At 50.9% G+C, this 17851-nt stretch carries 17 protein-coding genes and 3 pseudogenes; 7 read left to right on the top strand and 13 right to left on the bottom strand.

Annotated features, from left to right (window positions below):
- Nucleotides 1–24: 24 nt before the first annotated feature.
- The 11 genes and pseudogenes from rluF to ACN0R1_RS04950 all read right to left on the bottom strand — a co-directional run.
- Nucleotides 25–1011 (bottom strand): 23S rRNA pseudouridine(2604) synthase RluF, encoded by a 987-nt coding sequence (gene rluF, locus ACN0R1_RS05000; RefSeq protein ID WP_417580551.1) that lies wholly within the window; start codon nucleotides 1009–1011, stop codon nucleotides 25–27.
- A 130-nt stretch (nucleotides 1012–1141) separates the two neighbouring features.
- Nucleotides 1142–1351, bottom strand: a complete 210-nt coding sequence (locus ACN0R1_RS04995; protein ID WP_036520797.1) for a cold-shock protein — start codon at nucleotides 1349–1351, stop codon at nucleotides 1142–1144.
- A 411-nt stretch (nucleotides 1352–1762) separates the two neighbouring features.
- Nucleotides 1763–2059 (bottom strand): hypothetical protein, encoded by a 297-nt coding sequence (locus tag ACN0R1_RS04990; protein WP_417580549.1) that lies wholly within the window; start codon nucleotides 2057–2059, stop codon nucleotides 1763–1765.
- Between the two features lie 10 nt (nucleotides 2060–2069).
- A pseudogene (gene msrB, locus ACN0R1_RS04985) lies at nucleotides 2070–2504 on the bottom strand (peptide-methionine (R)-S-oxide reductase MsrB); the annotation flags it as partial.
- Between the two features lie 46 nt (nucleotides 2505–2550).
- On the bottom strand, nucleotides 2551–3768 hold the full coding sequence (locus tag ACN0R1_RS04980; RefSeq protein ID WP_417580547.1) for a UbiH/UbiF/VisC/COQ6 family ubiquinone biosynthesis hydroxylase: 1218 nt from the start codon (nucleotides 3766–3768) through the stop codon (nucleotides 2551–2553).
- A 13-nt stretch (nucleotides 3769–3781) separates the two neighbouring features.
- Nucleotides 3782–5056 carry a serine--tRNA ligase gene (serS, locus tag ACN0R1_RS04975; protein WP_417580545.1) on the bottom strand — a complete coding sequence of 425 codons (1275 nt, stop codon included), beginning with the start codon at nucleotides 5054–5056 and terminating at the stop codon, nucleotides 3782–3784.
- 36 nt (nucleotides 5057–5092) lie between these two features.
- Nucleotides 5093–5467 (bottom strand): fluoride efflux transporter CrcB, encoded by a 375-nt coding sequence (gene crcB, locus ACN0R1_RS04970; RefSeq protein ID WP_417580543.1) that lies wholly within the window; start codon nucleotides 5465–5467, stop codon nucleotides 5093–5095.
- Between the two features lie 24 nt (nucleotides 5468–5491).
- Nucleotides 5492–6844 carry a replication-associated recombination protein A gene (locus tag ACN0R1_RS04965; protein ID WP_417580541.1) on the bottom strand — a complete coding sequence of 451 codons (1353 nt, stop codon included), beginning with the start codon at nucleotides 6842–6844 and terminating at the stop codon, nucleotides 5492–5494.
- A complete protein-coding gene (gene lolA / locus ACN0R1_RS04960) occupies nucleotides 6844–7467 on the bottom strand; it encodes an outer membrane lipoprotein chaperone LolA (RefSeq protein ID WP_417580539.1) in 624 nt (207 codons plus the stop codon). Before lolA ends, ACN0R1_RS04965 begins: the two co-directional genes overlap by 1 nt.
- 12 nt (nucleotides 7468–7479) lie before the next feature.
- A pseudogene (locus ACN0R1_RS04955) lies at nucleotides 7480–8979 on the bottom strand (DNA translocase FtsK); the annotation flags it as partial.
- 453 nt (nucleotides 8980–9432) lie between these two features.
- Nucleotides 9433–10005, bottom strand: a pseudogene (locus ACN0R1_RS04950) (DNA translocase FtsK 4TM domain-containing protein); the annotation flags it as partial.
- Nucleotides 10006–10157: 152 nt separating this feature from the next.
- Between ACN0R1_RS04950 and trxB the strand changes: the two are divergent.
- The 4 genes from trxB (at nucleotide 10158) to infA (ending at nucleotide 12867) form a co-directional block, all read left to right on the top strand.
- Nucleotides 10158–11114: a thioredoxin-disulfide reductase gene (gene trxB / locus ACN0R1_RS04945; RefSeq protein ID WP_417580537.1), complete on the top strand. Its 957-nt coding sequence runs from the start codon at nucleotides 10158–10160 to the stop codon at nucleotides 11112–11114.
- Nucleotides 11115–11131: 17 nt separating this feature from the next.
- Entirely contained in the window at nucleotides 11132–11848 is a 717-nt protein-coding gene (gene aat / locus ACN0R1_RS04940; RefSeq protein ID WP_417580535.1) for a leucyl/phenylalanyl-tRNA--protein transferase, read from the top strand.
- A complete protein-coding gene (locus tag ACN0R1_RS04935; protein ID WP_417580533.1) occupies nucleotides 11845–12567 on the top strand; it encodes an arginyltransferase in 723 nt (240 codons plus the stop codon). Before aat ends, ACN0R1_RS04935 begins: the two co-directional genes overlap by 4 nt.
- 81 nt (nucleotides 12568–12648) lie before the next feature.
- On the top strand, nucleotides 12649–12867 hold the full coding sequence (gene infA, locus ACN0R1_RS04930; RefSeq protein WP_036522914.1) for a translation initiation factor IF-1: 219 nt from the start codon (nucleotides 12649–12651) through the stop codon (nucleotides 12865–12867).
- 60 nt (nucleotides 12868–12927) lie between these two features.
- On the opposite strand, the gene clpA is transcribed toward infA, so the two are convergent.
- Both clpA and clpS read right to left on the bottom strand, forming a co-directional pair.
- Nucleotides 12928–15186 carry an ATP-dependent Clp protease ATP-binding subunit ClpA gene (gene clpA / locus ACN0R1_RS04925; RefSeq protein ID WP_417580531.1) on the bottom strand — a complete coding sequence of 753 codons (2259 nt, stop codon included), beginning with the start codon at nucleotides 15184–15186 and terminating at the stop codon, nucleotides 12928–12930.
- Between the two features lie 11 nt (nucleotides 15187–15197).
- Complete coding sequence (gene clpS / locus ACN0R1_RS04920) at nucleotides 15198–15593, bottom strand: ATP-dependent Clp protease adapter ClpS (RefSeq protein ID WP_417580529.1); 396 nt, start codon at nucleotides 15591–15593, stop codon at nucleotides 15198–15200.
- A gap of 191 nt (nucleotides 15594–15784) precedes the next feature.
- On the opposite strand from clpS, the gene ACN0R1_RS04915 reads away from it, so the two are divergent.
- The 3 genes from ACN0R1_RS04915 to mnmA are packed head-to-tail and all read left to right on the top strand — an operon-like array spanning nucleotide 15785 to nucleotide 17851.
- Nucleotides 15785–16009, top strand: a complete 225-nt coding sequence (locus ACN0R1_RS04915; protein WP_417580527.1) for a cold shock domain-containing protein — start codon at nucleotides 15785–15787, stop codon at nucleotides 16007–16009.
- Nucleotides 16010–16052: 43 nt separating this feature from the next.
- On the top strand, nucleotides 16053–16685 hold the full coding sequence (locus ACN0R1_RS04910) for a pseudouridine synthase (protein ID WP_417580632.1): 633 nt from the start codon (nucleotides 16053–16055) through the stop codon (nucleotides 16683–16685).
- A gap of 44 nt (nucleotides 16686–16729) precedes the next feature.
- Entirely contained in the window at nucleotides 16730–17851 is a 1122-nt protein-coding gene (mnmA, locus tag ACN0R1_RS04905; protein ID WP_417580525.1) for a tRNA 2-thiouridine(34) synthase MnmA, read from the top strand.

Here is a 17851-nt window from a genome sequence, read left to right as displayed (position 1 = left end):
CCTACAGCAGACGGATAAGATCACTTAACGTCTTGGAGATTTTGGCTTTGCCGACACAGGCCTAACCTTTCCCTTTGCCGTAGTTGGCTTTTTGGAGGCCGATTTCAAGCCGGGGCGTGCCGCTTTACTCTGATTAGCACGTGAATCACTTCGTCCGCGCGCACCGGCAGCAGAGCCAGAGCTTCGCGACTTAGGCTGGCCTGTGGAGACTGGCTTGCGCGATTTACTAGACGTTTTTTTAGCAGCGATCGATGTTTTAGTGGTTTTTTTAGCGGTGGATGACGCATGAGTATCAGACTGAGCTGTGAGCTTGGCGATAGTGTCAATTTCAGCGGTTGTTAAATCACGCCAGTCCCCAAGCGCCAAACCTTTTAACGACACATTCATAATGCGCACACGCTCCAGGCGGTTGACCTGATAGCCAAAATGCTCGCACATACGTCTGATCTGGCGATTAAGCCCCTGAACCAAAATGATTTTAAAAACAAAGGTCGAAACCTTTTCAATTTTACACTTTTTGGTTACCTGCCCCAGAATCGGCACGCCACCCATCATACCCTGCAGAAAAGTATCCGTTATCGGTTTGTTAACCGTAACCAGGTATTCTTTTTCATGATTATTACTGGCCCGAAGTATCTTATTGACCAGATCACCATTGTTCGTCAGGAAAATCAGCCCTTGCGAATCTTTATCCAGGCGCCCAATCGGAAAAATACGCACGCCATGATTGACAAAATCGACAATATTGCCTTTTTCGGATGCCTCAGTCGTACTGACAATACCCACGGGCTTGTTCAGCGCAATAAACACCAGATCGTCCGCTTCGTAGGGTTCCAGCGTCTGGCCATTCACCTTGACAATATTGCCAGGAAAAACCTGATCACCGGTTGCCGCCCGCTTCCCATCAATAAACACATTACCCTGCTCAATATAGCGATCAGCTTCACGGCGTGAACACATGCCACTTTCGCTGATGTACTTATTGATACGAGTTGATGTTTTAAAAACCATAATACCTTCCGAATGGGCGTATCACTTCACATGCACCGCTCCTGCGCATCCATGCGCCCGCGGCATACTGTACATAACCAAAAACGGGCCACTAGGGCCCGTTTTTTTATAGCGTTGCTGAACCCAGGGTTCAGATCGCTACGATGTTTTCTGCCTGAGGACCTTTCTGGCCCTGAGTCACAGCAAACTGTACTTGCTGACCTTCGGTCAGGGTTTTGAAACCTGAACCAGAGATAGCGCTGAAATGGGCGAAGACGTCCGGTCCAGACTGCTGTTCAATAAAACCGAAACCTTTAGCTTCGTTGAACCATTTGACGGTACCAGTAGTGACGTTTGACATAATATTAATCTCGATCAAAATATAAAAATTGTGAATCAATCAGCAAAATGCCAGAAGGATTCGGTCATGCTTTAAGTAATGTTGGAACTTATGGTTTCAGAACGAGGGTCATACTATGATGCAGGACGTCGAAATGGTGCATAAATACAAGCTACTTTAAAAACAAGTTAAGTATACACCCTATTTTGTTGTTGTCAAAGCTTTATTTAACTATCACTTAAGATAGTCGCGCTATCTTTCTTTAGCCCATAACAATGAAACCCAAGACCACTTGCTCTCCTGTGCTAATGGGCCGAATCTGTCTGACTCGCCGTGAACACATCCCTGTGGGCTCCAGCGCGCCATCCATGGCGCACAGGGTCAGCCAGATCCGATCCCATCAGCCCCCACCACCTGGGTGCCAACGTAAGGTTAGTTTGCTAGCAGTATCGGCGAAGCATCTTTGCCATACTGACAAATCCCAAGCCGAATACTGCGATCTATGCAACGAACACGCAGTTTATCTTTGGACTGGCAGAGGACTTCGGGCGGGGTGGTGGTATCACTTTGGAGTGACCGTCTGCCGCCAGGGAAGGCGGCAGCCGAGCGGCCAGGACGGCGAAAAGCGTGTCGCGCCAAAGTGATACCACCACCCCAGCTAAGCACCAACCAAAGTGATACCACCACCCCAGCTAAGCACCAACCAAAGTGATACCACCACCCCAACATGACACCAAAATCAACTTAACGGCTTACCAACCCTGTCCAGGTACTCACCATAACCCGCCTCTTCCATCTCCTCCACAGGAATGAAACGCAAGGAAGCCGAGTTCATGCAATAACGCAATCCAGTAGGATCAGGGCCATCATTAAACACATGCCCCAGGTGTGAATCCGCCGTACGACTGCGGATTTCGGTACGTGCTGCAAACAAGGATTGATCTTCTTTCTCGATTACAGCATCACTAACAACCGGTCTTACAAAACTGGGCCAGCCGCTACCCGATTCAAATTTATCCGCTGAAGAGAACAGTGCTTCACCAGAAACAACATCCACATACAGTCCTACTGCCTTGTTATCCCAATACGCATTATCAAAAGGACGCTCAGTGGCATCCTCCTGGGTGACTTGGTACTGCAAGGGAGTCAGTCGTGTTTTAAGGTCTTCGTTATCAGTCATAGCCGGGCCTCATAATGTAAGTTTACGCCGATGCAAAGGCTTATACGGCACGACGCGCCAATTCGGGCACCGGCCCCTCAAGACCCATGGCAAAGCGGGTAACCCGCGGTTTGGCAAACGGCAGGCGTTCCGCCAAACCCAGGCCAAGATTGCGAATGATCTTTAAGGGTAGCAGGTTATTGCTGAACACACGGTAGAACATATCCATCGACTGCATCATTAGCAGGTTTTGGTTGCGCCGTGCCTGTTCGTAACGGGCCAGAGTCGCTTGACTGTAGAACGCATCGCCCTGGTCCTGCACATCCAGCAGCACCTCGGCCAACATAGCGGCATCCATAAAGCCAATATTAACCCCCTGCCCGGCTAACGGATGGATCATATGGGCTGCATCGCCAGCCAGCGCGACGCCCTCTTGTACATAGGTCAATGCATGTTGACGGCGTAGCGGGAAAAAGCCGCGCTCAAGCACCTGATTGATCTGACCCAGACAGTCAGGGAAGGTCTTATGCAGCTCTTGTAGAAAATCAGTGTCGGACAGACTGAGTAAACGTTTCACCTCATCGGGGGTGTTGTACCACACCACTGAGCCCTGATTACCTGTCAGCGGCAGAAAGGCCAAGGGACCGGTGGGGGTAAACTGCTGCCAGGTAATATCCTGCTGCGGATAGTCAGTCACTACTGAGGCAACCAGTGCGTGCTGGTTGTAGTCCCACTTATGAATACCGATACCGGCCGCCTGGCGTACTCTGGATTCCCCACCGTCGGCACCGATCAGCAAACGTGCGACTAACTCACGCCCACCTTCGAGCTGAACCAGACTGGAACCCGGCGAGTAATCAATCGCTTGCACCTTAGCAGGACAGATCAAGTCGATATTATCAAAGCGCTTCAGGGTTTCCAGCAGCGCCAGCTGGGTGATACGATTTTCGACGATATTGCCCAGCCAGGGCTCCCCGACTTCGTCGGACTTGAACTCAGTTGAAGCCATGGACTCGCTGGATTCCCATACCTTCATGCGCTGATAAGGGCAGAGTCGACGCGAGGTAATCCCTTCCCAGGCACCCAGGTTACGTAACAGGTTTTCTGACGCCACACTAATCGCAGACACGCGAAGATCCTGCGGTTGTGAGAACTCGAATGCCTCAGGATACTCGTGCTCTATCACCGCGACCTGATAGCGACTATTGCCCAGCGCACAGGCGATGGCCGAACCGACCATACCGCCCCCAACAATCACGATATCGTAGTGTGTCTTCATCTGTTAGCCCCTGTTAAACATGGGTAATGCCGCCCATATACGGCAACAGCACATCTGGTACCCGAATCTTGCCATCAGCCTGCTGATAGTTTTCCATCACCGCGACTAGCGTACGACCGACAGCCAGGCCTGAACCATTCAATGTGTGCAGCAGTTCGGGCTTGCCGGTTTCAGGATTACGCCAGCGCGCCAGCATTCTACGTGCCTGAAAATCGCCCATGTTGGAGCAAGAGGATATTTCCCGGTACTTCTGCTGCCCTGGCAGCCAGACTTCAATATCGTAGGTTTTAGTGGCGCCAAAACCCATATCCCCGCCGCAGAGGTTCACGACGCGGTAAGGCAACACCAGTAATTGTAAAATACGTTCAGCGTGTGCCGTTAGCTCTTCAAGCGCTTGCATAGAGCTTGATGGCTCCACCATATTAACCAGTTCAACTTTTTCAAACTGATGCTGACGAATCATGCCACGGGTGTCACGCCCAGAGGCACCCGCTTCGGAGCGGAAGCAAGGCGTATGCGCGACAAATTTCAGTGGCAGTGCGGCTGCATCAACAATTTGATCACGAACCAGATTGGTGACGGGCACTTCCGCTGTTGGAATCAGGTAGTAAGAGCGATCACCAAAGGGCAGCTTGAACAGGTCTTCTTCAAACTTGGGTAGCTGGCCGGTACCCGTCAGTGAATCGGCATTCACCATAAACGGCACATTCACTTCGGTATAACCGTGGCTGGCTGTGTGGGTGTCCAGCATAAACTGCGCCAGGGCACGGTGCAGGCGTGCCAGTGAACCCCGCATAACGGCAAAGCGAGAGCCGGTCAGCTTGGCCGCCGTTTCAAAGTCCAGTTGGGTATCACGCTCACCCAGGGATACATGGTCCTGCGGATCAAAGTCAAAGCTGGGTAACGTGCCCCAAAGACGGACTTCAACATTATCCTCTTCAGAGGCTCCTTCAGGGACGCTTTCATCCGGCAAATTGGGAATACCCAACAGCAGATCATCCAGTTCGGCCTGAAGTGTTTGCAGGGCCGCTTTGGCCTGATCCAGTTTGTCACCTAACTGCCCGACTTCAGCCAGCAAGGGTGCGATGTCTTCACCCGATGCCTTGGCCTTACCGATGCTTTTTGAGCGGGTATTGCGCTCATTTTGCAGACTTTCGGTATCTACTTGCAGTTTACGGCGCTGCTCTTCCAACGCACTGAAACGCTCAAGCGGAAATTCAAAACCTTTTTTCTTCAATAGCCGGGTAATTTCTTCCGGGTTCGCACGAACAATTTTCGGATCAAGCATGCAAGACTCTTCCTGTCACAGTATGAATCTGTCGGGTTAAAAGAATAAACGGGTAAACCACAGGCCAAGATAAAGGGCCGTTATGCAAAGGATAACACTCAATAAGATATAAATCAGCGCTGCACCAAGGTGCCCTTCATTCAGTAGCGTAACGGCTTCCAGCGAGAAGGTAGAGAAGGTAGTGAAACCGCCCAGCAAGCCGGTCATTAGCAAGGGGCGCATCTCAGGAGACAGGCGGGCTTTTTCCATAATCAGCACAAACGCCACGCCCATTAGTAATGAGCCCAACAGGTTAACACTCAGTGTGCCTAATGGCAGGCGTGAATCACTGGTGTTAAGCCAGGATGACAGCCAGTAACGTGCCGAAGCACCCAGTGCGCCTCCCAGGGCTACCGCTAACACATGCATCATACGGGACTCTCTATTAGTAGCGTTCTATCGGTAACGTTGTTTTGAACTCTGCTGATCCTGAGCTTTCAGATAACGCAGTTTTTCGGCTATCTTGATTTCCAACCCTCGTGGCGCCGGGTCGTAATACACCCGATCCTGAATCGCTTCCGGCAGGTAATTTTCACCTGCCGCATAGGCTTCAGGTTCATTGTGCGCGTAACGGTATTCATCGCCATAGCCCTGGGCTTTCATTAACGCCGTGGGCGCGTTGCGCAGATGTACAGGTACCTCGTGTGAGGCTTCCTGCCGGACATCAGCACGGCATTGATTGTAGGCCTGATACAGCGCATTACTTTTAGGTGCACAAGCACAATAGACGGCCGCCTGCGCTATCGCACGCTCACCTTCGGCAGGCCCGACACGCTCAAAGGCATCCCAGGCCGCAATCGCCACCTGCATCGCACGAGGGTCGGCATTACCAATATCCTCAGAGGCGATGGCAACCAGTCGCCTGGCAACATAGAGCGGATCACATCCGCCTTCGAGCATACGGCAATACCAATACAGCGCACCGTCAGGGGACGAGCCACGCACCGATTTATGGAACGCTGAAATCATATCGTAAAACAGATCCCCGCCTTTATCAAAGCGGCGGCCACCCGACTGCATCACTTCATCCAGCGCGGCGGCAGTGATGTTTTCGCTATCGCCATCATCGCCAGCGGGTTCGGCCAGATCGGTTGCCAGCTCCAGTAAATTAAGCGCTCGTCGAGCATCGCCATCGGCCGCCAGTACCAGCTGATCCATGACGCCCGCCTCAAAGTTAAAGCGCCGCTGACCCAGTCCACGCTGCGCATCAGACAGGGCGCGTGCTATCACCTGCTGAATATCGCTGCTTTCCAGTCCACGTAACAGATACACCCTTGCTCGCGAGAGTAAGGCGTTATTCAACTCAAATGACGGGTTTTCGGTGGTTGCACCGATAAAAACTACGGTGCCATCTTCGACATAGGGCAGGAACGCATCCTGCTGGGATTTATTGAATCTATGTACTTCATCAACAAACAGCAGGGTTTTGCGCCCGCACTGGGCACGTATCTGCTTGGCTTCCTCTACCGCCTGACGTATATCCTTTACCCCGGACAGCACCGCTGACAGAGTAATAAAATGGGCATCACTTTGATGCGCGATCAGCCGCGCCAAGGTGGTTTTACCCACACCTGGCGGCCCCCACAGGATCATGGAGTGCACGTACCCCTGCTCTATTGCTTTGCGCAAGGGCTTGCCGGGTGCCAACAGGTGTGTTTGCCCCGCGTACTCATCCAGAGTCAGGGGCCGCATTCGGGCCGCAAGAGGCTGGTAACCTGCAGGCTCACTGTCAGCAAAAAGATCGGTCATCAGAAGGCTGTGTCCAGAATCACATCAACACCTTCAGGTGGATCAAACTGGAACAGGGCTTCATCCAATTCAGGATTGAGCTGCTGTGATGACAACTGAATCACAGAGCGCTGACCCAGGGTATCATCCAGCATCAACTCTGACAGCACCGCATCCTTAAACAATAACCTTACCCGCGAAAACAGTGCATCCTGCGTTGCTTTAGGTAGCAGCTCAAACACCCGAATATCATCATAGCTTTGCGTTAAGCTAACGTCATAGCGCTTTTCCAACTCATGGATACGTCCATTCAGAATCAATGCCGGCGCACTATCGGTATTGGCTTCAGCCGGTTTCCGCGTGGCCTGCTCCAGATCAGGATCATAGATCCAGATATACTCTCCGTCTGAGACAATGTCCTGCGGGAAAGGCGTCAGGGTTTTCCAGATAAACTTGTCCGGACGAGAAATGGCAAAATACCCGCTGGAGCTTTCGCCAGCAGCACCCTGCTCATTGGTTATGGACTGATCGAAATCAGCCTGAAAACGATCATATCCAGATAGCAGCGAAGCCAGCTCATCCAGAGGTTGTGCACTGACAGGTAACGCCAGTGATAAGCAAAGCAGAGCAATCAGTTTTCGCATCAAGGTTCCTTATTAATCTCTTGGGGGTGGCGGTGCCAGCACTTCACGCTGCCCATTACTACCCGCTGTTGAAACAACACCCGCCGCTTCCATGGTTTCAATCATGCGCGCTGCACGGTTGTAACCAATTTTAAGCCTGCGCTGTACCGCCGATATTGAAGCTTTTCGACTGTCTGTAACGAAGGCAACGGCTTCGTCATAGAGCTCGTCCTGTTCATCATCAAACATGCCAGCTGAACCTCCGCCGAACGCACCACCTTCATCACCGCCATCTGACATAATCTCATCCAGATAGTTCGGGGGGCCCATCTGCTTCCAGGCCTCCACAGTACGATGCACTTCATCATCGCTGACAAACGCGCCATGTACACGGTTAGGAATACTGGTCCCGGCCGGTAGATACAGCATATCGCCGTAACCCAGCAGGTTTTCAGCACCAGACTGATCCAGAATCGTGCGTGAGTCGATTTTTGACGACACCTGGAAAGCTATACGGGTCGGTACGTTCGCCTTGATCAGACCGGTAATAACATCAACAGAGGGCCGCTGTGTCGCCAGGATCAAGTGGATGCCGGCGGCACGGGCCTTCTGGGCAATACGCGCAATCAATTCCTCTACTTTTTTACCCACCACCATGATCATATCGGCGAACTCGTCGATCACCACAACGATGTAAGGCAGCGTGGTTAAGGGCGGTGGTGGCTCATCGGCTGGCAAGCCGTAGTCTTCGGCTTTCCATAACGGGTCTTTTAGCGGTTGCCCGGCGGCTTCGGCTTCCAGCACCTTGTCATTGTAGCCGCCGATGTTTCTCACCCCCATTTTCGCCATCAATCGATAGCGCCGTTCCATTTCACCCACACACCAACGCAAGCCACCTGCGGCCTCTTTCATATCAGTGATGACCGGTGTCAGAAGATGCGGAATACCCTCGTAAATCGACAGTTCCAACATCTTCGGGTCAACCAGTATTAAGCGCACCTCTTCAGGTGTGGCCTTGAATAGCAAACTCAGCAGCATGGCATTCACGCCGACGGATTTACCAGAACCGGTGGTACCCGCCACTAATAAATGCGGCATTTTTGCCAGATTGGTCACAACCGGGTTACCGCCAATATCATTCCCCAGTGCTATAGTCAGTTTTGAACGTGCCTCAGAGAAGGGTTTGGAGTTGAGCACTTCACTCAGGTGTACGATCTGGCGCGATTCATTGGGTATTTCGATACCCACCACGGACTTACCTGGAATAACTTCCACTACACGCACGCTGGACACGGTCATAGAACGCGCCAGATCTTTAGCCAGATTGCTGATTTTACTGGCTTTAACACCCGGAGCTGGTTGAATTTCAAAGCGTGTAATCACCGGCCCCGGATTCACCTCAACCACTTCAGCAATTACGCCGAAATCCTTGAGTTTGTCTTCAAGCAAACGCGACATGCTTTCCAGCTGTTCTTCACTGTAACCCTGTGTCTGCTGCAACTCGGGTGCATCCAGCAGATCCAATGAGGGTAGTCTCATCGGTTTTTTAACCACGACTGCTGCCGTTGAACTGGTTTCAGCCGCATTATCGGCTTCCTCCAGCGGCTTATGCGTTTCCGATAAAGGCACAATTTTCAGATGGCGACGTTGCTCAACTTGTTGCGCCGTCTCAGCCACCGGGGGTTGAGCGGCTTTAGGTATATTTGTAGCCTTGGGCGTTGTTTCTGCTGACGACTCCCAGAGGGGTGTCTCAGCCATAGGTGCTTCCGGCGCCCTTACACGCGCCACCATCGACTCAAGACGTGGTTCGCGACGCTCGCTTGCGGGTGACGGGGTTCCGGTCGCTTTACTTGGCGAAGTCTCTATCGGTTTCTTAACTGGCAGTTTGATACTCGGTAGTTTTAGCGATGGCATACTGACATCTGAAGCGCGGCTCAACAGTTTTGGCACAGCCAACAGCATACGACCAGTGAAATCAATCAACGCCAACCAGGAAATTTCCATAAACAAGGTCAGACCTGACAAGAGCAACACCCAGGCCAGCAAGGTTGTGCCCGGTACACTGAGCACCGCCACGCTCAAATCGGATAAAGCATGTCCCACCAATCCACCCGCCGTAAAGGGTAAGTTAAGCGACTGATTGGAAATGTGGATTGACAACAGCATTGCCAAACCCAGCAGCAATACCAGCGCGCCGGTAAAACGCAACATCAGATAGGGAATAGCATCTAACATGCCAACCTTACGACGCCACAGAAAGCGCAGGGCTGGCCAGAGCAACAACAAGGGAATAATCCAGGCAGTCAGTCCGGTAAACGAAATCAGCAAATCGGCCAACCAGGCACCAGCCAGCCCGGCCCAGTTTGACACAGTCGGCTGATAGCCAGCATGTGACCAACCTGGATCAGCTGAATCATAGCTCCATACAGCCAGGCACAGGAACAAGGCTACACCCAGGATCACAATCAGACCCGCCTCCTTGAATACGCGCGCCAGATGTTGGCTCAGGGGTAACGGACGGGACACTCCGCGTTCACTCACATTTTTATCCTTACGCATTTATATCGGAACATTATTCAATAACAGGAGTCATATTGTGCCACAAACCACCCTCAAGACAGGAGTGGCAACAGGTTACTATTATCACGCTATTTGTTTATCATCATCGATAAATTTCCACCGAGCCGTTTTTGATAGGACATTTTAATACCATGAGCACGAACAAACACCATAGACTGATCATTCTCGGCTCCGGCCCTGCCGGTTACACTGCCGCCGTTTACGCGGCCCGCGCCAACCTTAATCCGGTCGTCATCACCGGCATGCAAGCTGGGGGTCAGTTGACCACCACAACCGACGTTGATAACTGGCCGGGTGATGCCGAGGGTGTGCAAGGGCCCGAGTTAATGCAGCGCATGCAAAATCATGCAGAACGCTTTAATACTGAAGTAATATTTGACCACATTCATACCGCAGAGTTGCAACAAAAGCCTTTCAAGCTGATTGGCGACATGGGCATATACACCTGTGATGCCCTGATCATTGCAACCGGCGCCTCTGCACAGTACTTAGGCCTTGAGTCTGAAGAGGCGTTCAAAGGCAAGGGTGTTAGTGCCTGCGCTACCTGTGACGGTTTCTTTTACCGCGGTCAAAAAGTCGCTGTTATCGGTGGCGGCAACACCGCTGTTGAAGAAGCGCTCTATCTATCTAACATTGCCGCTGAAGTCACACTTGTTCACCGTCGTGATTCATTACGCAGTGAAAAAATTCTGCAGGACAAGCTGTTTGAACGTGCCGAAAATGGCAACGTACGTCTGCTCTGGAATCATCAACTGGATGAAGTCCTGGGTGATGAAATGGGCGTGACCGGCATGCGGGTCAAAAGCACAGAAACTGGCGAGACACAAGAGATTGATTTGCAAGGCGTCTTTGTAGCGATAGGCCACAAACCTAACACAGAGTTATTTACTGACCAACTGGACATGCACAATGGCTATCTGAAGATTCGCTCAGGCCTGGATGGCAATGCCACCATGACCAGCATCGAAGGTGTTTTTGCAGCCGGTGACGTATCCGATCACGTCTATCGCCAGGCTGTTACATCGGCAGGTTTTGGCTGCATGGCGGCACTGGATGCTGAGCGCTACCTCGATGATCTAAAAATATAATTTAAGGTCATACCGCCATGATTGTCTGGCTGGACAATGCGGATACTCCCTTTCCTCCTCCCGAGCAGGCTCTGGAACACCCAGACGGCTTGCTTGCGGCAGGCGGCGGACTATCCCCGCAACGCCTGCTGAGTGCTTACCGTCAGGGTATCTTTCCCTGGTACAATCCTGGCGAGCCGATACTCTGGTGGAGCCCCAATCCGCGCTGCACCATTCGACCAACTGATCTGCATATTTCACGCAGCCTACGCAAGCAACTACTGCGTGAAGACTACTCAGTCACCTTCGATCGCGCCTTTGTTGCCGTGATTAAAGCCTGTGCTGCCACTCGCTCACAACAGTCAGGCACCTGGATAAGTACCGAGATCATGGCGGCTTATACTCGCCTGCATCAACTCGGCATTGCGCATTCTGTTGAAGTCTGGCGTGATGGCAGCTTAATTGGTGGCCTGTATGGCCTAGGAATAGGTTCGTTGTTTTTTGGCGAATCCATGTTTAGTCGGGCCGATAATGCCTCAAAAATCGCTTTCAGCTATCTTTGTGTACAATTACAACAGTGGCAATTTCAACTAATTGATTGTCAGGTCTACAATAGTCACTTAGAAAGTCTTGGTGCCGGACTCATGCCTCGCGATGAATTTCTTGGTTTGCTTGCCTGCCACCTGGATGATCCGGAACCGCAAACATGGCAGTTCAATGTAAATGCTCGCCAGGTAGCAGGTAAATCTTTATGAGCGATATGCATACGTTACGTTTTTATGTAACCCCTTCTCACAATTGCAGCTACCTGCCTGACCGGCAGGCTAAAACTCTATTTGTCGATCCGCAAATAGAGATCACCAGCGACACCTACAGCCAACTGTCTGAACTGGGGTTCCGACGTAGCGGTAGTCATGTCTATCGTCCACACTGCGAAGGTTGCCAGGCCTGTCAGTCGATCCGCATTCCAGTGGATTTTTTCAAGCCCAATAAAACCCAAAAACGACTGATCAATATGAATCGCGACCTGAAGGTCATACGCAAGGCTCCCAGCATGGAACGGGAATATTTTGCGCTGTACAAAGAATATATTGACGCACGCCACTCCGATGGCGATATGTATCCACCGACACCGGAGCAGTTCCATCAATTTCTGATCGACGGCGCACTGGACAGTTGGTTTTATGAGTTTCGTGATCCGAATGACCGACTGGTCTGCCTTGCAGTGACTGACCATCTACACCAATCCATGTCAGCGCTTTACACCTTCTTCGATCCCATTGAAACCCGTCGCAGCTTGGGCACCTATGCCATTTTGTGGCAGTTACAGGAAGCCAGCCGTCGAAATATGCAGTATCTGTATTTAGGCTACTGGGTTAGAGACTGCCGTAAAATGAGTTATAAAACCGCATTCAAACCGCTGGAAATGCTCATTGATGGTCATTGGACGCATTTTCGACAAGAATCATTTTGAATCAGACACTTTTTCAGGTAGAATCTGCGCCTTTGAAACCGGACAGGGTTTTAATCAACCAGTCTCAGAGGTAATCACTGAATGGCGAAAGAAGATTCATTTGAAATGGAAGGGACTGTTATAGACACCCTCCCAAATACTATGTTCCGCGTTGAGTTGGAAAATGGCCATGTTGTCACGGCTCACATTTCCGGCAAGATGCGCAAGCATTACATCCGTATCCTGACAGGCGACAAGGTTAAGGTTGAACTCACTCCCTATGACCTGAGCAAAGGGCGTATCACTTATCGCGCACGCTGAAAAACGGCGGTTCTTTTAACTACACCGCCGCTTTTCATTCTGGCAGACGATAAGCAGCCCTCAGGCTGCTACCGTCTCGCAGGTCAGGAGAATATCACCGTCATCGGCTGATATTTCCACCTCCCCACCACGCTCTGCAAGCTCTCCGAAGAGTATCATTTCAGCCAACGGCTTCTTGATTTTCTCCTGAATCAACCGTCGCATCGGGCGTGCACCCATTTTTTCGTCATAGCCATGCTCAGCTAACCAGTTACGAGCCGACTCGGTGACATTCAAGACCACCTGTTTTTCATCCAGCTGCGCTTGAAGCTCGGTAAGGAACTTGTCTACAACCCCTTTAATCACCTCTGGGTTCAGTGGTTTGAACTGAATAACACTATCAAGACGATTACGGAATTCAGGTGTAAACAAACGCTTCAAGGCTTCCATTCCATCAGTGCTGTGATCCTGATGTGTAAAGCCTATGGAGGGTCGACTCATGGCCTCAGCACCCACGTTGGTTGTCATCACCAATACTACATTGCGGAAATCGGCTTTACGGCCATTATTATCCGTCAAGGTACCGTTATCCATCACCTGCAGCAGGATGTTGAATACTTCTGGATGCGCTTTCTCTATCTCATCCAGCAACAACACACAATGAGGAGATTTACTGATCGCCTCTGTCAGCAAGCCGCCCTGGTCAAAACCAACATACCCAGGCGGAGCACCAATTAAGCGCGATACAGTATGTCGCTCCATATACTCGGACATATCAAAGCGTACCAGCTCAATCCCCATAATGCGGGCCAACTGCGCCGTCACTTCGGTTTTACCCACCCCAGTGGGGCCAGCAAACAGGAAGGAACCGACGGGCTTGTTTGGCTCTTTAAGCCCGGCACGAGACAACTTGATCGCTGCAGCCAGTGTATCTATGGCCTCATCCTGACCCAACACCACCATTTTCAGGTTGGTATCCAGCTTGCGAAGCAGATCTTTGTCGGAGGCCGACACACTTTTTGGAGGAATCCGCGCTATTTTTGCAACCACCGCTTCAACCTCAGGGACATCAATAACTTTTTTGCGATTTTCCGGCTTTTGCAGGCGCTGATAGGCACCGCTTTCATCGATGACATCTATGGCCTTATCTGGCATATGTTTGTCATTGATATAGCGATCCGCCAATTCCGCGGCAGCCTTTAAAGCTGCATCGGTATATTCCAGCTCATGATGCTCTTCGAAGCGAGATTTGAGCCCTTTAAGAATCTGATAAGTGTCAGCCACGCTAGGTTCCAATACATCCACTTTCTGGAAGCGCCGCGCTAATGCCCGATCCTTCTCAAAGATGCCTCTAAATTCCTGGAAGGTGGTGGAACCGATACAACGTATCTCACCCGAGCTCAGCAGCGGCTTGAGCAGATTGGACGCATCCATAGAGCCACCAGACGCAGCACCAGCACCGATAATGGTATGTATCTCATCAATAAACAGGATAGCCTTGGGCTTCTGGCGAATTTCATTCAGCAGATTTTTAAGGCGCTTTTCAAAATCGCCACGATACTTGGTTCCTGCCAATAGCGCACCCAGATCCAACGAGTAAACCACGCTGTCAGCAATGATTTCAGGCACTGAATTTTCAATGATTAACTTCGCCAACCCTTCCGCTATAGCGGTTTTACCAACACCCGCCTCGCCCACCAACAATGGATTATTTTTACGCCGACGCGAGAGTATCTGCACTACGCGCTCCACTTCCATGTCACGACCGACCAATGGATCAATGCGCCCTTGTGCCGCTTGCTGATTAAGGTTCACGGCATACTGTGCCAGCGCACTCTTGCTCTGACTTTCCCCACCCGACTCAGATGCTTCTTCATCTGATTGCTCAGGTTCGGGAGAGTCACCCACACGGGAAATACCGTGAGAAATATAATTCACCACATCAACCCGTTCGATTCCCTGCTGCTGTAGAACGAAGGCCGCATGACTTTCCTGTTCGCTGAAAATGGCCACCAGAACATTGGCGCCATTGACATCCGACTTTCCGGAAGACTGCACATGAAATACGGCGCGCTGCAATACCCGCTGAAAACCCAGAGTCGGCTGAGTTTCAACATTGGGAATATTGTCTGGTAGCAGCGGTGTGGTTTCTTCAATAAACTGTGCCAACTGATCACGCAATCGATTAAAGTCGGCACCGCAAGCCAGCAACACCTCGGCCGCATCACGATTATCCAGCAATGCCAACAACAGATGCTCAATAGTCATATATTCATGACGTTTGTCACGTGCTCCTCGAAAGGCAGCACTCAGGGTTTCTTCAAGCTCTCGATTCAACATAGGGCTACCTCTTATACCTGCTCAACTTCACACAATAATGGATGTTTGTTGGCTCTTGCATACTGATTAACCTGCGCCGCCTTGGTTTCAGCTACATCTCGGGTGTACACACCACATACGCCCTTTCCCTGAGTATGGACCGATATCATCACCTGTGTCGCCTTTTCCTGATTTAAATTGAAAAAAATCATCAACACTTCAACCACAAAGTCCATCGGCGTGTAGTCATCGTTCAGCAGTACCACCCGATACATGGGTGGCTTTTTCAATGCTGGCTTTGCACTGGCCGTCGCCAGTTGTCCATCGGACGGGTGCTGGTTTTCATCCCCAGTTCCATCACCTGCCATTGTTACTAACCACTGCCTATCACTGTTCATTAAACACCTGACCTGATTGTTTTGCATCATTCGCTTTATCTGCACTTTCGTTTGATCACCGTAACGTAATATAATTCCCATTCGCAGGAGTGGTACAAGTATCTGCAGTCCCTGCATGGATGTAAAGGAACGCTAGTCTACATAAAGTGTAACAGCTAGGCGTCATCATAGGATATCGGGTCAAAAATGGCTCGGATGATTGAATTTCAGGGGAGCAGATAATGCAGACAGGTATAGTCAAATGGTTCAATAACGCCAAGGGTTACGGCTTTATTTTAAGTGAGGCATTCGACGAAGAGTTATTCGCCCACTTCTCTGCCATAGTTGCAGACGGTTACAAAAGCCTTAAAGCCGGGCAAACCGTGGAATTTGAGACCCAGAATGGTCCCAAAGGATTGCACGCCATTAATATCAAACCCTTAGATACGCCGCCGCGTATGGATTAAATAATAACTGCCTTGAATCTGCGCAGGTTTTCGGAGAACAGACATCGCTACACTGATACTTTTTCATAAACCGTTTCAGGTATTAAGCTGTTTCACCGATGCCGAAGGCCGCACAACTTTGGCTGACTACATTAGCCAGCCGGGCTTTTATGCGGCTGGACGGTTAGATTACGATTCCGAAGGATTGCTGCTGCTGACCAACCATGGACAGCTTCAGCAACACCTGGCCAATCCCCGCTACAAACTCGAAAAAACCTATAGAGTTCAGGTTGAAGGCATTCCTGATGCCAACGCCCTTGAGCAGCTTCGTCAGGGTGTAATGCTTAAAGATGGCATAACCTTGCCTGCCAAAGCACGCCTGATTGATCCTCCTACGACCTTCCCGCGCAACCCGACCATCAGGGAACGCAAAAATATTCCGACACAATGGCTGGAGTTGACACTGCGCGAAGGGCGTAACCGACAGGTGCGACGCATGACGGCGGCTGTCGGTTACCCAACCTTACGCCTGATTCGCTATGCCATAGGGGACTGGACGCTTGACGGGTTGGCTCCAGGGGAGTGGCGACAGCAAGACGTAGCCGCTCCGGAGCAAAAAAAGCCAACACCCTCAGCCAAACGCAGTGGAAAACCGATCAAGCGCTACGGAAAAGCAGCGAAAACAGCGCAAAAATGATATGCTAAGTTTTTTATTCAGAACCAGAATCTGCTCTCACACTCATGACTGATCACGCCCAAACCAAAGTTATCGTCGGCATGTCCGGCGGCGTAGACTCCTCCGTATCGGCTTTACTCCTGTTGCAACAAGGCTATCAGGTGGAAGGACTGTTTATGAAAAACTGGGATGAAGATGACGGCACCGAATACTGCACCGCCAAGGTTGATCTGGCCGATGCGCAGTCCGTTTGTGACAAATTGGGTATCCCGCTACATACTGCCAACTTTGCCGCTGAGTACTGGGACTTTGTCTTCGAACACTTTCTGGCTGAATACAAAGCGGGCCGTACGCCTAACCCTGACATTCTGTGTAACCGGGAAATCAAATTCAAAGCCTTTCTTGAGTACGCTCAGTTTTTAGGTGCCGACATGATCGCCACCGGTCATTATGTTCGCCGCGGTGAGCGTAACGGACAAATCTGCCTGCTTAAAGGGCTGGATAACAATAAAGATCAAAGCTATTTCCTGCATCAGGTCGGTGAAGCACAACTGAAACAGACCTTCTTCCCTGTCGGTGAACTGGAAAAGCCAGCTGTTCGGGCTCTGGCGGAAGAATTCGATCTAGTCACCCATGATAAAAAAGACAGCACCGGCATCTGCTTTATCGGAGAGCGGCGTTTTCGCGACTTCCTGCAACAGTACCTGCCAGCCCAGCCAGGCAAAATAGAAACACCCGAAGGCCAGGTGATTGGCGAGCATATGGGGTTGATGTATTACACTCTTGGTCAGCGTCAGGGACTGGGTATCGGTGGCCTTAAAGATTTTCCCGATGCACCGTGGTTTTCGGCTGCAAAAGATCTTGAGCGCAACGTATTGATCGCCGTACAAGGACAGCAACACCCGCTGCTTTTTTCAGACTGGCTGACAGCCTCTGATATTTTTTGGATCAATGGCCAGCCACCGCAACTTCCCTTGCAGTGCAAAGCCAAGGTACGCTACCGCCAAAGTGATCAGTCTTGCTGTATAGATACAGACGGGCAAGGCGGGTATAAAATCACATTCACACAACCTCAGCGTGCAGTCACCCCAGGACAATCGGTTGTCCTGTATCAGGATGATATCTGTCTTGGAGGGGGGGTTATAGAAACCACCAGCCGCTGCAAGCCTAACCAGGTGAAAGACTAG

The sequence above is a fragment of the Nitrincola sp. genome, assembly GCF_048264025.1.
GTDB lineage: Bacteria > Pseudomonadota > Gammaproteobacteria > Pseudomonadales > Balneatricaceae > Nitrincola.
This window is presented reverse-complemented; position numbering and strand designations above follow the sequence as displayed.